Annotated in this window: 11 protein-coding genes; 8 read left to right on the top strand and 3 right to left on the bottom strand. The window is 56.7% G+C overall.

Features of this window, described 5'->3' with window-relative positions:
• Window positions 1-137 precede the first annotated feature (137 nt).
• The 5 genes from H9I52_RS19540 to H9I52_RS19560 all read left to right on the top strand — a co-directional run bounded on the left by H9I52_RS19540 (window position 138) and on the right by H9I52_RS19560 (window position 7,773).
• Window positions 138-1,499, top strand: coding sequence for a glucoamylase family protein (locus H9I52_RS19540; protein ID WP_139515386.1), 1,362 nt, complete (start codon window positions 138-140; stop codon window positions 1,497-1,499).
• A gap of 153 nt (window positions 1,500-1,652) precedes the next feature.
• Complete coding sequence (locus tag H9I52_RS19545; RefSeq protein WP_187455228.1) at window positions 1,653-3,422, top strand: family 43 glycosylhydrolase; 1,770 nt, start codon at window positions 1,653-1,655, stop codon at window positions 3,420-3,422.
• A gap of 101 nt (window positions 3,423-3,523) precedes the next feature.
• Window positions 3,524-5,830: a beta-glucosidase BglX gene (gene bglX, locus H9I52_RS19550; protein ID WP_187455229.1), complete on the top strand. Its 2,307-nt coding sequence runs from the start codon at window positions 3,524-3,526 to the stop codon at window positions 5,828-5,830.
• A gap of 241 nt (window positions 5,831-6,071) precedes the next feature.
• The gene (locus H9I52_RS19555) at window positions 6,072-6,386 is read left to right on the top strand and encodes a hypothetical protein (protein WP_187455230.1); all 315 of its coding nucleotides are present in this window, start codon (window positions 6,072-6,074) and stop codon (window positions 6,384-6,386) included.
• Window positions 6,387-6,402: 16 nt separating this feature from the next.
• Window positions 6,403-7,773 (top strand): DUF389 domain-containing protein, encoded by a 1,371-nt coding sequence (locus H9I52_RS19560; protein WP_139515390.1) that lies wholly within the window; start codon window positions 6,403-6,405, stop codon window positions 7,771-7,773.
• A 76-nt stretch (window positions 7,774-7,849) separates the two neighbouring features.
• Here the strand turns inward: H9I52_RS19560 and H9I52_RS19565 are convergent, their stop codons facing one another.
• Window positions 7,850-9,256: a chloride channel protein gene (locus H9I52_RS19565; RefSeq protein WP_187455231.1), complete on the bottom strand. Its 1,407-nt coding sequence runs from the start codon at window positions 9,254-9,256 to the stop codon at window positions 7,850-7,852.
• 250 nt (window positions 9,257-9,506) lie between these two features.
• Here H9I52_RS19565 and H9I52_RS19570 point away from each other — a divergent pair, with 250 nt between their 5' ends.
• The gene (locus H9I52_RS19570; protein WP_139515392.1) at window positions 9,507-10,277 is read left to right on the top strand and encodes a PPK2 family polyphosphate kinase; all 771 of its coding nucleotides are present in this window, start codon (window positions 9,507-9,509) and stop codon (window positions 10,275-10,277) included.
• Window positions 10,278-10,326: 49 nt separating this feature from the next.
• On the opposite strand, the gene H9I52_RS19575 is transcribed toward H9I52_RS19570, so the two are convergent.
• Entirely contained in the window at window positions 10,327-11,412 is a 1,086-nt protein-coding gene (locus tag H9I52_RS19575) for a LacI family DNA-binding transcriptional regulator (RefSeq protein WP_187455232.1), read from the bottom strand.
• 426 nt (window positions 11,413-11,838) lie between these two features.
• On the opposite strand from H9I52_RS19575, the gene H9I52_RS19580 reads away from it, so the two are divergent.
• Window positions 11,839-12,348, top strand: a complete 510-nt coding sequence (locus H9I52_RS19580) for a GNAT family N-acetyltransferase (RefSeq protein ID WP_187455233.1) — start codon at window positions 11,839-11,841, stop codon at window positions 12,346-12,348.
• A gap of 120 nt (window positions 12,349-12,468) precedes the next feature.
• The gene (locus H9I52_RS19585; RefSeq protein ID WP_187455234.1) at window positions 12,469-12,915 is read left to right on the top strand and encodes a hypothetical protein; all 447 of its coding nucleotides are present in this window, start codon (window positions 12,469-12,471) and stop codon (window positions 12,913-12,915) included.
• A 19-nt stretch (window positions 12,916-12,934) separates the two neighbouring features.
• On the opposite strand, the gene H9I52_RS19590 is transcribed toward H9I52_RS19585, so the two are convergent.
• A complete protein-coding gene (locus H9I52_RS19590) occupies window positions 12,935-14,704 on the bottom strand; it encodes a serine hydrolase domain-containing protein (RefSeq protein ID WP_316248058.1) in 1,770 nt (589 codons plus the stop codon).
• Window positions 14,705-14,780: the final 76 nt, after the last annotated feature.

Below are 14,780 nucleotides of genomic sequence, written 5' to 3' on the forward strand. Positions count from 1 at the left end.
TAGAAAGCTAGAATTAGTCTTCGTTCAAAGACTTTACCACCCCGCCCTTCGGGCACCCCTCCTTGAAAAAAAGGAGGGGAATTGCTAGCTCTAGCCTTAGTTTTTAGTCCTGCTCATGCAGTTGCCTGCACTCGTGTATGAAAGCAAAAATCTTAGTCCTTTTGTGTCTGCTGCTGCCGGGGTTTGGGCATAGCCAGCAAAAGCCCGCTTCTTCAAAAGCGCCTGTCGCCGCTAAGTTTGATGCCACCAAGCGGCCCCGTAACCTCACCGACGAGCAGTTGCTGGACCTCGTGCAGCGCCAGACGTTTCGGTATTTCTGGGACTTTGGCCACCCGGTCAGCGGCATGGCCCGCGAGCGCAGCAACGTTGCCTATGATTATGGTAATGAAGTAGTTACCACAGGTGGCACGGGCTTCGGCATCATGGCCATTATCGTGGCGGCTGACCGCAAATGGATCACCCGCGAACAGGCCGCGCAGCGTATCTACAAGATTGTCAGGTTCTTAGAAAAAGCCGATTCGTTTCACGGGGTGTTTCCGCACTGGTATAATGGCGCCACGGGCAAAGTAATCCGCTTTGGGCAGAAAGACGACGGCGCCGACATCGTGGAAACGTCCTTTCTGTTTGAAGGGCTGATCTGTGCCCGTCAGTACTTTACGGGCGAAAGCACACTCGAAAAAGACTTGCGCAACCACATTCTGTGGATGTGGGAAAACGTCGAGTGGAACTGGCACACGCAAGGCGGACAGAACGTGCTGTATTGGCACTGGAGCCCCAACAACGGCTGGAGCATGAACCACCAGATTCACGGGTGGAACGAGTGCCTCATCACCTACGTGCTGGCGGCCTCGTCGCCCAAATACGCCATCGATAAGAAAGTGTATGACCAGGGCTGGGCCACCGGCAACGAGTTTCGCAACGGCAAAGAGTACTACAACATCAAGCTGCCGCTCGGGCCGGACTTTGGCGGGCCGCTGTTTTTTACGCACTACTCGTTTTTGGGCCTGAACCCGCACGGCCTGAAAGACCAGTATGCCGACTACTGGCAGCAGAACCAGAACCACACGCTCATCAACTACACCTACTGCGTCGAGAACCCCAAGAAATACAAGGGCTACGGCAAAAACAGCTGGGGCCTGACCGCCTCCGACAGCTACCAGGGCTACGCCGCCCACAATCCCAAAGAGGACTTAGGCGTGATTTCGCCCACGGCAGCACTTTCGGCCATGCCTTATGCGCCGGAGCAGTCGATGCTGGCCCTCAAGCACTTCTACAACGACTTGGGCGACAAGATCTGGAGTGAATACGGCTTCGTGGACGGCTTTAGCGAGCAGCACAACTGGTACGCCAAATCGCATCTGGCCATCGACCAAGGCCCGATTGTGGGCATGATCGAGAACTACCGGACAGGCCTGCTGTGGAAGCTGTTTATGAGCTCGCCGGATGTGCAGCGCGGCCTGAAAACCCTGGGTTTTGAAAGCCCACAGATCAGTAAGTAGGTTCACATATGGCTGCTAAACTTCACCTCTCACTTACAAATCTGTCATCCTGAGCTTGCGAAGGACCTTATCACGTTTGCAAACCCGCTTTGTTTTAGCGTGATAAGGTCCTTCGCAAGCTCAGGATGACAGGCGATGTGGTAACGCTTGTCTATGAAACGACTTTGTTGTTTTCTGCTGCTTATCATCTGTTTGCAAATAATTGATAATCAATTATTTGCGCAGGGTATGTTGAATAAGAAGCAGTTGACGTATTGCAACCCGCTCAACCTGGACTACGGCTACACGCCCATCCCCAACTTCGCCGAAGCCGGTAAGCACCGCGCCACCGCCGACCCGGTAATTACCTTATACAAAGGCGATTACTACCTATTCTCGACCAATCAATGGGGCTACTGGTGGAGCCACGATCTGTACAACTGGAAGTTCGTGTCGAAGTCGTTTTTGGAGCCGCAGCACAAAGTATACGACGACTTGTGCGCGCCCGCGGTGTTTGTGCTTGGCGATACGCTGCTGGTCTACGGTTCGACGCAGGAGAAGAACTTTCCGATTTGGATGAGCACCAACCCGAAGGCCAACGAGTGGAAGAAAGCCGTCGACCCGTTTCAGATTGGTGCCTGGGACCCGGACTTTTTCCTTGATACCGACGGTAAGCTCTACCTCTACTGGGGAAGCTCCAATGTGTATCCGCTTTACGGTCAGCAGATTAGCCGCAAAACCTTCGCGCCCATCGGCGAGCGCCGCGAGATGTTTAAGCTCAACGACGCGCAGTTTGGCTGGCAGCGCTTCGGCGAATACCTCGACAATACCTTTCTCGACCCGTTTATGGAAGGGGCTTGGATGACCAAGTACAACGGCAAGTATTACCTCCAATACGGCGCGCCCGGCACCGAATTTAGCGGCTACGCCGACGGCGTGCAAGTCAGCGACAAACCGCTGGGGCCGTTCCGGCCGCAGCCTCACAACCCCTTTGCGTACAAGCCGGGTGGTTTTGCCCGCGGGGCAGGCCACGGCAATACGTTTCAGGATGTGTGGGGCAATTGGTGGCACCTGTCCACGATGGTGATTGCGGTGAAGAACAACTTCGAGCGCCGCCTCGGCCTCTGGCCCGCCGGCTTTGATAAAGACGGCACGCTCTACAGCAACACGACCTTCGGCGACTATCCGCACTACCTGCCCACTGGCCCCGAAGACCACTTGAAGAGCCGCTTTACCGGCTGGATGCTGCTCAACTATAACAAGCCGGTGCAGGTCTCGTCGACGCTCGGCGGCTACCTGCCCAATTACGCCGTCGACGAGAGCATCAAAACGTACTGGAGCGCGGCCACCGGCAACAAAGGCGAGTACCTCCAAACCGACCTCGGCAGCGTCAGCACGGTGCACGCCATCCAAATCAATTATGCCGATCAGGATGCCGAATTCCTTGGCAAACAGCAAGGTACGTATCACCAATACAAGCTCTACCACTCTCAGGATGGCAAAAAGTGGACGGTGCTGGTTGATAAAAGCCAGAACAAAACCGACGTGCCACACGACTACATCGAGTTGCCCAAGCCCGTCCGGACGCGCTATTTAAAATTGGAAAACCTGCACATGCCCACCGGCAAGTTTGCCATCAGCGGGTTGCGCGTATTTGGACAAGGTGCTGGTACTAAGCCCGATATGGTAAAAGGCCTGGTAGTGTTGCGCACCGAAAAAGACAAACGCAGCGCATGGCTGAAATGGACGCCCTCCGACAAGGCCTACGCCTACAACATCTACACCGGTATCGCGCCCGACAAGCTTTATACTTGCATTATGGTACACGGTCAGAACGACTACTACTTCAAAGGCATGGACAAAGACTTGCCCTATTATTTTTCCATAGAAGCCGTCAACGAAAATGGGGTGTCGCAACGCACGCCCGTGATGGAATCGAAATGACCGGTCCCAACGGAACCCCGTTCTGTCGGTAGCCTACGCCGTGCTCTGCACGGCCTTACAAGTGCCCCTAGCCCTACTTTTTATAATTCCCACTTTACCCCATGAAACGAATTTTCCGTACTGCCCTGCTGCTGTCGCTGGGGCTGGTGAGCCCGCAGGTGCAGGCGCAGAAACCAGGTGCAAGCGCCACGGCCAGCGATCAGAAAATGAATCAGTTCGTTGCTGATCTGATGAAGAAGATGACGCTGGAAGAGAAGATCGGTCAGCTCAACCTCGTGTCCGTTGGGTTCGACGTCACCGGGCCCGTCGTCAGCAAGGATGTAGACGCAAACATTCGCAAGGGCTTGGTCGGGGCTGTGCTCAACACCTACACGCCCGTAGCGGCGCGCAAGCTCCAGCAAATGGCCGTGAAGGAGTCGCGCCTGCACATTCCGCTGATCTTTGGCTACGACGTCATTCACGGGCACCGTACCATTTTCCCGATTCCCTTGGGGCTTTCGGCTAGCTGGGACCTGCAAGCCATCGAGCGCAGCGCCCGCATTGCGGCAGAGGAAGCCTCGGCCGACGGCCTGAACTGGGTGTATTCGCCCATGGTGGATATTGCCCGCGACCCGCGTTGGGGCCGCATTGCCGAGGGCGGCGGCGAAGACCCGTACCTGGGCTCCCTGATCGCGCGCGCCATGGTGCACGGCTACCAGGGCGACGACTTGAGCAAGAACAACACCGTGATGGCCTGTCTCAAGCACTTTGCCCTCTACGGGGCCGCCGAAGCCGGCCGCGACTACAACACCACCGACATGAGCTTGCAGCGTATGTACAACGAGTACCTGCCGCCCTACAAAGCCGCCATCGATGCGGGCGTAGGCTCGGTGATGAGTTCGTTTAACGACGTCAATGGCATTCCGGCTACGGGCAATAAGTGGCTGCTAAACACCTTGTTACGCGATGAGTGGGGCTTCAAAGGCTTCGTGGCCACCGACTACACGGCCATCAACGAAATGATGGCGCACGGCATGGGCGACGAAAAGCAAGTATCGGCACTGGCCCTGAATGCGGGCGTAGACCAGGACATGGTAGGGGAGGTGTTTCTGAAGAATCTGGCCCAAAACCTAAAGGAAGGCACCGTCAAGCAGGAGCAGATCGACGTGGCCTGTCAGCGCATTCTGGAAGCCAAGTACAAGCTCGGCCTGTTTCAGGATCCGTACCGCTACGCCAACGACAAGCGCGCCGCTAAAACCCTGATGAGCAAAGAGTTCGTTGAGGCATCGCGCGACATTGCGCGCAAGTGCATGGTGCTGCTCAAAAACGACAAGAACGCCTTGCCGCTGAAGAAGTCGGGCACCATTGCCTTGATTGGCCCGTTGGCCAACCGGCAGCGCGACATGATTGGCAACTGGAGCGGCGCCGGCGACTGGAAGCAGGCGGTTTCGGTGGAGCAAGGCATCAAAAACGTAGCCGGCAACGCCGTAAAAGTCGTGTATGCCCAAGGCGCCAACATCGCCGACGACCAGCAGATGATCGACCGCCTGAATGCCCACGGCGGTGAGCTCAACATCGACAAGCGCGCCCCCGAAGCCATGATTCAGGAGGCCGTGCAATTGGCGCAGGGAGCCGATGTGGTCGTGGCCGTGGTAGGCGAGTCGCAAGGCATGACCGGCGAAGCCGCCAGCCGTGCTGACATCGGCTTGCCGGGCCAACAGCTAGAGTTGCTAAAAGCGCTAAAGAAAACCGGTAAGCCGCTGGTAATTGTGCTGATGAGTGGCCGCCCGCTCACGTTGCCCTGGGAAGATAAGAATGCCGACGCCATCCTCGAAACGTGGTTTGCAGGTACCCAGGCCGGCAACGCCATTGCCGACGTGCTGTTTGGCAGCTACAACCCCTCGGGCAAAATCACGGCTACCTTCCCGCAGACGGTCGGGCAGATTCCGTTGTACTACAACCACAAAAACACGGGCCGCCCCTTTGCCGGCATGGCGCTGGATAAGTATAAGTCTCGTTATCTGGACGTTACGAACGATCCCTTGTATCCCTTTGGCTATGGCCTGAGCTACACTACGTTCACTTACTCCAAGCCGGAGCTTAGCAAAGCCACGATAAAGCCTTCGGAAGCCCTGGAAGTCAAAGTCAACCTGAAGAACACCGGCAACTACGACGGCGAGGAAGTGGCCCAGCTCTACATCCGCGACATGGTAGGCTCCAGCAGCCGCCCCGTGAAAGAGCTGAAAGGCTTTCAGAAGGTTTTCCTGAAAAAGGGCGAGAGCAAAACCCTCACCTTTCGCCTAACGGCCGAAGACCTGAAGTTTTACAACAACGATCTGAAGTTTGTCGCCGAACCCGGTGATTTTCAGGTATTTGTAGGTGGCAACTCCCGCGATGTGCAGGAGGCTAGCTTTAAGCTGGAGCAATAAAGAACATCAACTGCATCACGGCTGGCATTGCACGCAGGCTGTGGCGCGGACAGGCAATCAGGGTCGGGAGGCGGCTACGTCTTCCGGCCCTGATGGCTTATTTCAGAGGTATACTTGCCTTTCACTATCATTCATTCCATTGACTTTTACTTCCATTCCCCGTCATTATTTTTCTAACGCTTTAGGGGCAATTGCTTATGTGCCTGATGCTTACGTATGCCTGCGCTGGTATGGGCAACCCTTGAACAGTTCCGAACTTCGTGCCCTTTACATTCACACTCGCAACCTGATGGAGCACCAGCATCTATGCTGCCTGCTGGCGGACCATCGGGCCATGCTAGCTGCCCCGGACTCTGCAGACCAAGAATGGCTGCTGACCCAATGGGTGCCCGAAACGGTGTCGCGCACCTGCTATACTCACTACGCTGTGTTGCCGGCCCTCGAGCCGGCCCATCGGCTGCACACGGATCCGGTGGTGCACGATTTGCGTCGTCGCCTTTCCGTTGCCCTCTTCGAGAATCCTGATCAAGCCGTTCTCTGGCTCCAGACCGCCTAATTATGAAAAGCCGCGCATGAACTTCACGCTCTTGCCTTGGCTGCGTCAGCGCTTCGACCTGGCCCACGACATGGCCGAGCCGGCCGACATTGTTGCGGATGTGGACGAGGGCATGCGTTTCCGGGGTACCAACCTCTGGGTACTAATCTTTGCTATCCTAGTTGCGTCGGTTGGGCTCAACGTCAATTCTACGGCGGTCATTATTGGCGCCATGCTCATCTCGCCGCTTATGGGCCCGATTGTGGGCATTGGCTTTGGGGCGGCTACCCTGGAACTCGGTTTAATTCAGCGCGGACTTAAGAACCTGTTTATTGCGGCTGGCCTGAGTCTGTTGGTATCGGCGCTGTACTTTCGCCTCACGCCCCTCACCGACGCTGGCTCCGAGCTACTAGCCCGCACCACACCTACCACTTGGGACGTCCTCATTGCCCTGTTTGGCGGGGCGGCAGGAGCAGTGGGGCTCACCCGCCGCGAGCGAGGCAACGTCGTGCCGGGGGTGGCCATTGCTACGGCTCTCATGCCGCCGCTGTGCACGGCGGGCTATGGGCTGGCTACGGCACACTGGGCGTTTTTGCTGGGCGCGCTGTATCTTTTCTCCATCAATTGTGTGTTTATCAGCTTGGCTACCTTTCTGGTAACCCGGCTACTGCCTTTGCCACGTCATGCCTTCGTCAGCCGTCAGCGGGCCCGGCGGGTTCAGTTCGGCATATGGGCCGCGGCATTGCTTACAGGGGTGCCGAGTGTGTACTTGGCCTCGGGAATTGTGCAACGAACGGTTTTTTCGCACAACGCGCAGCGATTCGTGGACGAACAGCTTAACCTGCCAGGTACGTACGTGGTCACGCGTCGCATTGCGGCGGATACGCGCTCCATCAACGTACTGTTGGCTGGCAAGCGCCTTTCATCGGACCAACTGCAAACGGCCCGGCTGGCGTTGCGCCGCTACCGCCTCCCGAGTGCCCAGCTCACCGTGCGCCAAGGCTTGGCGAAGCTTGATTCGGCCGATGCGCAGACCATGCGCAATAGCTTGCTCGAAGATCTGCGCAGCCGTAACGAACAAACCTTGGCCGGCTATGAAGCCCGTCTGGCGCAGCTGCAGCAAGTGCTCACCCAAACCGATGCCTCTGCGGTAACGGGGCTTCCTGCGGCGCCGGCGTTGCTACGCGAAGTACAGGTCGAGCATCCTGCCGTACGCCAACTTGGCCTGAGCCGCCTTGTGCAGCCCGCCACCGATTCGCTCCATGCCGATACGACTGTCGTGGTAGCCGTAGGGGTAAAGCGCCCGCTGCCGACTGCCGAGCAACAGCGCCTGCGCCAGTGGCTGACTTTGCGTGCGGGTGGCAAGTACACCGTGGAGGTATTGATAAAAACCGGTGTTGCTAAGTAGCTTTTAGTGAAGCATTTACAAGGTATCCGTACTGTTGTGCTGGCTAGGCGACAATGCTTCTTGATGCGGTCGCGGTTTACTTCTCTGCTGGCTGGGCAGAGGGGCGCAGGGCCGGGGGCGGCGCCGGCTGCGCCAATGTTTCGCGCAGAAAACCGGTTTTCAAGTGTTCATACAGGGAGTGCGGATCGACGAGAGAGGCTACGGCCTGCGCCATCATGCCGCTGAGCAACAACTGAAAAATGGCCGAGTGGCGGTCTGTCATTTCCAATACCAAAATGGCCGCCGTAAACGGAGAGCGCACCACTCCCGTCAAAAAACTCACCATGCTCACCAAGATCAGCAGGTTGCGGTCTTCTAGCGGCACTCCACCTACCCGACTCAATAAGTCGCCCAGCACCGCCCCGGCACTCAGAGAGGTGGCAAAGATGCCGCCCGCTCCGCCCCCGCAATAACTTAGGGCCATGCCGGTAAAGCGCACCAGAAACAGATACCAGGGGGTGTGGCCATCGTTTTCAAACAAGAGCCGGTTGATGATGGGCTTGCCCGTACCCACCCCTTCTGCGCCTACCAAGTACGCCAGCACCGCTAGCAACAGGCCGCAGCCTACTACCCACCCTACCTGCTGAGCAGTGGTTGCGAAGCGACGGCGGTAATTGCCGAGCCATAGCAGGGTTTTGGCAAACAGTGCGCCCGCCAGCCCGCAGAGCACGGCTACCAAGGTTACCGTAATCAAAAACCAACCGGCATGCGCTGTGACTTTTGGAAAACCCAAGTACAGATAAGGGCCCTGCAGGGCTTGTGCCGTGAGGCCAGCCACGATCACTGCCGAAAATACGGCCATGCGGAAGCGGGCCATGTGCATCTGGGTGAGTTCTTCTACTACAAACACAATGCCTCCTAACGGCGTGTTGAATGCCGCCGCCAGTCCCGCTGCCCCGCCTGTTACGAGCGCAATCTGCCGGGAAAGTTGGGGCCAGCCCGCGGGTTGTAGGCGGTTGATGGCCCGGAAAATCGCGGCGGCTATCTGAATAGTGGGGCCTTCACGTCCGATAACGCCGCCGCCCAGCAGCAGCGCCACGCTGCTCAGTATTTTAACGAAGGCCACGCGCAAGCTTAGCAGGTACCCTATGCGGGTGTGGTAGGCCGGCGTTGACAGTTCTATGCCTGCCATAACCTGCGGAATGCCACTGCCCCGGGCCCCCGGAGCCCACCGTTGCACTACCGCCCACGACACGAGAAAGGCGACTGGCGTCAAAATAAAAGCCAATAAAGGTTCGTGGCGTAGCCAAGCGAAGCTCGTTTGCTCAGCCCACACGAATAGCTTCTCATAGCCGACGGCCACTATCCCTGTTACAACGGAGGCAAACCAAAAGGGAAAGCTTTGCAGAATCAACCGGCGCACGCGGTCGGTGTAGAGCCGGCGCAGCAGGTGTTGATCCAACCAAGCCAGCACGCGTGCGTAGCGGGTCAGAGAAGTAGGCATGAGGCGAAAAAAGGGGGTGTCGCCCCTTAATACTCCACAACGGATTATTTCGATATCTAAAGAATAAGTATAATTTTCTTCTTGATTATAAAATGCTGATTGTTAATAGCTTATATAGAATATAAAATGTTTTCTTCAGACCAAACTAAGGATTTGAGCTGTGCTATGATTGTGAACTGGGATGCTATTGCTAAAACCCAAAACGGAGCTTGCCTATTGCGCGTACCTCACCAGAAAACTGCTCCGCCATATGAAAACTCCCGCTGCCTACAACCTGCTCAAGGTTTCGTCCCGTGCCCCGCATAATGTTCACAAAGAAGAAGTTGAGCGGGAGCTCCGGCGCATTCGCCAAGACTTAGTGGAATTGCAGGAGCGGTTATACGCCGAAAACCGCCGTAGTGTGCTCGTGGTGCTGCAAGGCATGGATGCCAGTGGCAAAGACGGTCTGATTAGGCGCGTGTTCAGCGGCATCAACCCGCAGGGTGTGCGCGTAGATGCCTTCAAAGAACCCACGGACGAAGAGCTGTCCCACGATTTTCTGTGGCGCATTCACCGCAAAACGCCCGGCCACGGCATGATTCAGGTGTTCAACCGCTCGCATTACGAAGACGTGCTCGTGACCCGGGTTGATAATATCATCGATGACGAGGAAGCTCAGCGTCGTTTTGAGGCCATCAACGCTTTCGAAACCCTGTTGCAGCAAGCCGGCACGACCATTCTGAAGTTCTACCTGCACGTATCGGAAAAGGAGCAGCGCGAACGTCTCGACGAACGCATCAACGATCCGTCCAAGCAGTGGAAATACGATGCCAGCGACCAGGGCAAAGCTTCGCAATGGCCGCAGTACCGCGCCATGTATGAAGATGTGTTTGCGCACTGCAACCCGCCCACTTGCCCTTGGATTCTGGTTCCTTCCGACCAAAACTGGTACAAAGCCTACGTGGTAGCCAGCACGCTACGCCATGCCCTGCTGGAAATGAATCCGCAGTATCCCAAAGCCAAAACAGAAAGACCTAAATAATTGATCATCAATTATTTAGGTCTTTCTGTTTTGATTCGATGCTCATTTGCTACTCTATGGTGCCGATGCCCTCCGGCGCTGGCTGCACTGGCTGCGCCTGCCGCGGCAAGTGCAACGACGATTCGCGGATCAGCAGTTCGGGCTTCAGAATGATATGCGGCGGCGTGTACTCCGGGCCACGCTTGAGCAACTGGAGCAACAAGCGCACGGCCGTTTCGCCCATCTGCTCGGCCCGCTGATCGACGGCGGTAAGGCGGGGGCGGGTCATGTTGGTGAAAGGGTCGTTGCTGAAGCACGCTATTGCCACATCCTGCGGCACCCGAAGCGACTTTTCTTCCAGTACTTCCAAAGCCCCAATGGTCGGGATGGCGTAGGCCGCAAACACGCCGTCGGGCCGCGTGGGCAGGCGCAGCAGCTGCTCCATGCCTGCGCGTCCCGATTCGTTGTTCAGGGCCGGCAGTGCATACACAAGTTCTTCTTCCACGGGAATTCCGTGCGCCTGCAACGCCTCAGCGTAGCCTCGATATCGGTTACGGCTAGTGTTAAGGTGTTGAGGGCCAGCTAAATGGGCAATGCGCGTGCAGCCTTGCTCGATCAAATGTGTAACGGCGCGGTACGCCCCCTGAAAGTCATCCAGGATGACGGCTGTGCTGTTAGGCCAATCGGGTACGCGGTCGAAGAACACGAGGGGCGTACCGGAGTGACGTGCCTGCTCGAAGTGTTGAAGCTGGCCCTCGGTGGTGGCCGAAAGCGACACCAAAATACCTTCGACCTGCGCGGCCAGCAGTGTCTCGATGTTGCGCTGTTCGCGTTGCAGGTCTTCGTTAGACTGGCACAACACCACGTTGAAGCCCGCTTGGCTAGCTACTTTCTCGATGCCGTTCATCACAGCCGGGAAAAAATAGCCTTTGATGTGCGGTACGATTACGCCCAAGGTCTTGCTATGGCCTTTGCGCAGCGCCGCAGCCATGTGATTAGGCAAATAATTGAGTTCCTGCGCCAATTGCCGAACGCGCACTTTGGTGGCTTCGCTGATGTCTTTGTGGCCAGCCAATGCCCGCGAAACCGTAGACACGGATAAGCCCAACTGCCGGGCAATGTCAACTATGGATACACGCTTCTGTGGATTAGCCATACGGGAAGTCGGTAAGGTAAACGAGGTAAAAGTTAATTGGCCAGAGGGCTTGTTCTGTTGTTAGGCAAAGTAGTGCATAGCTCAACTGCGAAAACCAAAAACAAGGCTAATGCTCAAGTGGCCCTTGGCCAGGTAGGTGTTTTCGGCTACAAAGGTAATTTATTGATAACACCCCTCAATAGTTTAAGGCAATATCGTCTTTATTGGGCATTTTATTGCGCTGTTGCCTTGTAAAGTATTGGCTTGCGGCTGAACCATAGAAATAGTATTATTTACAAAGCGTAAAAATTACAAATTGCTTTGCGAAGTATCGGGGCAGAGCTGCAATGTGAAGCTTATTTTCGCTTGAGCCATTGGCTCGCAGGCAAAGCCTTGTTTTTTGCCTTTGCTTAACCAGCCAACCCCACTTTTTAGCTGTTCATTCCCATGCTTCTTGTTCGTCGCGCTTCCACCTCCGATCTGCCGGCTATCCTCGACATCATTCGAAGGGTAGTGCCGCTGATGCAGGCCGCGGGTAATTTTCAGTGGGAAAGCAGCTATCCTAACGAAACGGTCTTTCGGCAAGATATTGAGCGGCAACAGCTTTGGGTAGCCGAGCTAGATGAAAAAGTCGTGGGCGTCGCGGCCCTTACCACCGACCAAGACGCAGAATACGCGCAAGCCGATTGGGATGCCACGGCGCCCGCGGTCGTCACGCACCGGCTGGCCGTTGCACCCGATGCTCATGGGCGCGGCGTAGCGGCTGCCTTGCTTGCACAGGCCGAAAAGCTGGCCGTGGAGTGGGACTTGCACTTGCTGCGCGTCGATACCAATTCCGAAAACCAGGCTACCCAGCGTTTATTCCCGAAGTTAGGCTATCGTTTTGCGGGTGAAATTTCCCTGGGCTTCCGGCCTGGTTTACGGTTTTTCTGCTACGAAAAACAGCTTGCTAAATAGCTCATCAATAAGCTATTATACTTACATGAGTTGGGGTGCTTCTGTGAGTGGTTTATTTCCTTCTGGAAAACGTTGAGCGGCGTCATAACAGATAGGAGGTAGGCATCGTACCTTTCGGGCTTGACCACTTTTCCTATGAACAAATCGCTGCCCGGATTTCTGCAAATAACCTATCGCAACGATTTGGACATGTTGGTGGTGCGCTGGCTGCGGCAGGCCGAAGTGCCGGAGCTACGCCAAGGCTACCTGGCCATCTTGGAGGCTGCTACTGCGGTCGGCTGTCGGTATTGGCTGCTGGATGCGCGCCGTCGCCGCAACACCGACCAAGTGGCGCAGCGCTGGATGCTAGAGGAGTTTCTGCCGGCCAGCACGGCCCAACTCCATGGTCGCCTCTACATCTGCTACCTACTGGCCCCCGTGTCGTTGCGCGATGCGGAAGCGGACGGCGCCTTTCCGCCCGCTGTCTTTTTCGCCGATAAACCCTACATGGGCGAGCGCTTCATCGACGAAGGCGAAGCCATCGGCTGGCTGCGTCAGTGTCAGCAGCAAGAGCTGTTGGTAAAATAAGTAATTGATTATTAAATACTTATACGCCAGTAAATTTCCGCAGAATTTCGCGTAAGCGAGTCAGGTAGTGCGTAGGGGGTGGGGCAACGCTGGTTTCGAGCACAGGCTCAGCCGGGCGCGGGGCTGCTGGTGCGGGCTTGTGCACCGGGGCTTTGGAGGAGAATCGGGTAGCAACGGTTTTCCGAATGCCGGTGCGGGCTGGTTTGGCGGCTACTACCTTCGGCACGGCGAGGCGCAACGAAAGCGTCGGGTTGCCGTCGAGGCTGTAAACAGGCTGATTATCAGTTGATTCGTTCTGGTAATACTCGATTACGCGGGCGTAGTACGTCTTGCCCGGGGTAAGATGGGTAACGGTAGCCGAAGCGCCAGCAGCATCGGCCACGACAAAATTGCCCCGGCCGAGAGTGTCGCCACTACTAAAGCCGGATTTAGCTGTGTATGCCACGCCGTCGAGCGGGAAAGCATCTACGGGGCTGCCTTCTTTCATCACAACCAAGCGGCGGGTGCCGTTGCCGCTGGCCCAGTTGAGCGTTACTGCCTGTGGCCCTGCGGGCACTGCGGCAAGGCGCGTGGCGTTTAGCTCGGGAGCAAATAAATCGTGCGTCGGCCAGGCGTTGGAGCCGTTGATGCAATCCCAGCCAAGGTCTTCGAGGTCGTTCCAGAAGCGGTTGGAAGGACCGCGGCCGTTCAGCAGAATGGCCCAGGTATAGCCCGCCGACGTGCGCACCACGCAACTAGCTGTGCCGTCGAGGCTGCCGGTGTGCCACCACGTATTGTTTCTGTTGACCATCCAGCCCTTCGCATAATGTCGTTGGGCGGCGGAGGCTTGCGTCATGGTGTCGATGGTGCCCGGGCCCAGCAAATCGGGGCGCGTAGGCGAGCCATCGACGGCCAGTACAAACCGCACCAGATCGCGGGCCGAAAATACCCAGCCGCCGTGCGCATTCATGGCCTCCAGGTTGCAGCCGCCGTAGGGCGTCTGCACGTCTTTGCGGGTACCGTAGCAAGAGCGGCTGCGCGTTTCGCTGAAGTATTCGCTTTCGCGCTCTAGCTTGTCCGCCAGTAAGTTATGGCCCAGGTGGGCTTCCTGCACGCCGCTGGGCGTCAGTAAGTTGCTGCGTACCCAGGCTTCGTAATGCTGGCCCGTCACGGACTCTATAATCTTGCCCAGCACGAGGTAGCCAATGTTGGAGTAAGCAAACCGCGCCCCCGGTGTGAAGTTGAGGCCCTTGGCCAGCAGAAAGCGCACGAGCGTCGAGTCGCCTACGGGGTTCGGGACGTGCAGCACTTTGGCTACGTGCAACGGAAAATCGATGGGGTCGGAGCTGCCGTAGCCGTCGCAGGCCACTTCACGGTTCCAGCCGGCGGAGTGCTCCAACAGATTCCGCACCGTAATATTATAAATGCGCTTGTCGGTGATAACGCCGCTGTAATATGGGCTGTTGAGGTAGCCGTTGGGCCCGAACGCTTTGTGATCGAGGCTGATCTGGCCACTTTCCACCAGCTTCATAATCGCTACCGCTGTGACGGGCTTCGAGATGCTGGCTACCCGCAACAGGTTGTAGGGCTGCATCGGTACGGTGCGCTGGAGGTCGGCATAACCGAAAGATCGGGCATACACCAGCTTGCCTTGCCGGGCAATGGCAACCGATGCACCCGGAATTTTCCAGCGTTGCATGAAGGCTTGAACGGTAGCATCACAATTGGCTAATTGCGGGACGGGTATCCCTGTTTGCGCAACTGCCTTGACAGTTAGCAGGCCCAGGAATAAGGCCAATATCTTCTTCACAATGCTTACCTGGCAAAGAGTTCTAACACAATGCTTTCTGCCCCCGAACAGCTACCGGCGGTTCAGCAAGTTTATT

It is taken from the genome of Hymenobacter sp. BT491 (genome assembly GCF_014349165.1).
Taxonomy (GTDB): domain Bacteria; phylum Bacteroidota; class Bacteroidia; order Cytophagales; family Hymenobacteraceae; genus Hymenobacter; species Hymenobacter jejuensis.

Excerpts from the sequence above, each read along its gene's own strand:
- H9I52_RS19540 (WP_139515386.1), top strand. The coding sequence starts at position 138 with ATGAAAGCAAAAATCTTAGTCCTTTTGTGTCTGCTGCTGCCGGGGTTT.
- H9I52_RS19545 (WP_187455228.1), top strand. The coding sequence starts at position 1,653 with ATGAAACGACTTTGTTGTTTTCTGCTGCTTATCATCTGTTTGCAAATA.
- bglX (WP_187455229.1), top strand. The coding sequence starts at position 3,524 with ATGAAACGAATTTTCCGTACTGCCCTGCTGCTGTCGCTGGGGCTGGTG.
- H9I52_RS19560 (WP_139515390.1), top strand. The coding sequence starts at position 6,403 with ATGAACTTCACGCTCTTGCCTTGGCTGCGTCAGCGCTTCGACCTGGCC.
- H9I52_RS19565 (WP_187455231.1), bottom strand. The coding sequence starts at position 9,256 with ATGCCTACTTCTCTGACCCGCTACGCACGCGTGCTGGCTTGGTTGGAT.
- H9I52_RS19570 (WP_139515392.1), top strand. The coding sequence starts at position 9,507 with ATGAAAACTCCCGCTGCCTACAACCTGCTCAAGGTTTCGTCCCGTGCC.
- H9I52_RS19575 (WP_187455232.1), bottom strand. The coding sequence starts at position 11,412 with ATGGCTAATCCACAGAAGCGTGTATCCATAGTTGACATTGCCCGGCAG.
- H9I52_RS19580 (WP_187455233.1), top strand. The coding sequence starts at position 11,839 with ATGCTTCTTGTTCGTCGCGCTTCCACCTCCGATCTGCCGGCTATCCTC.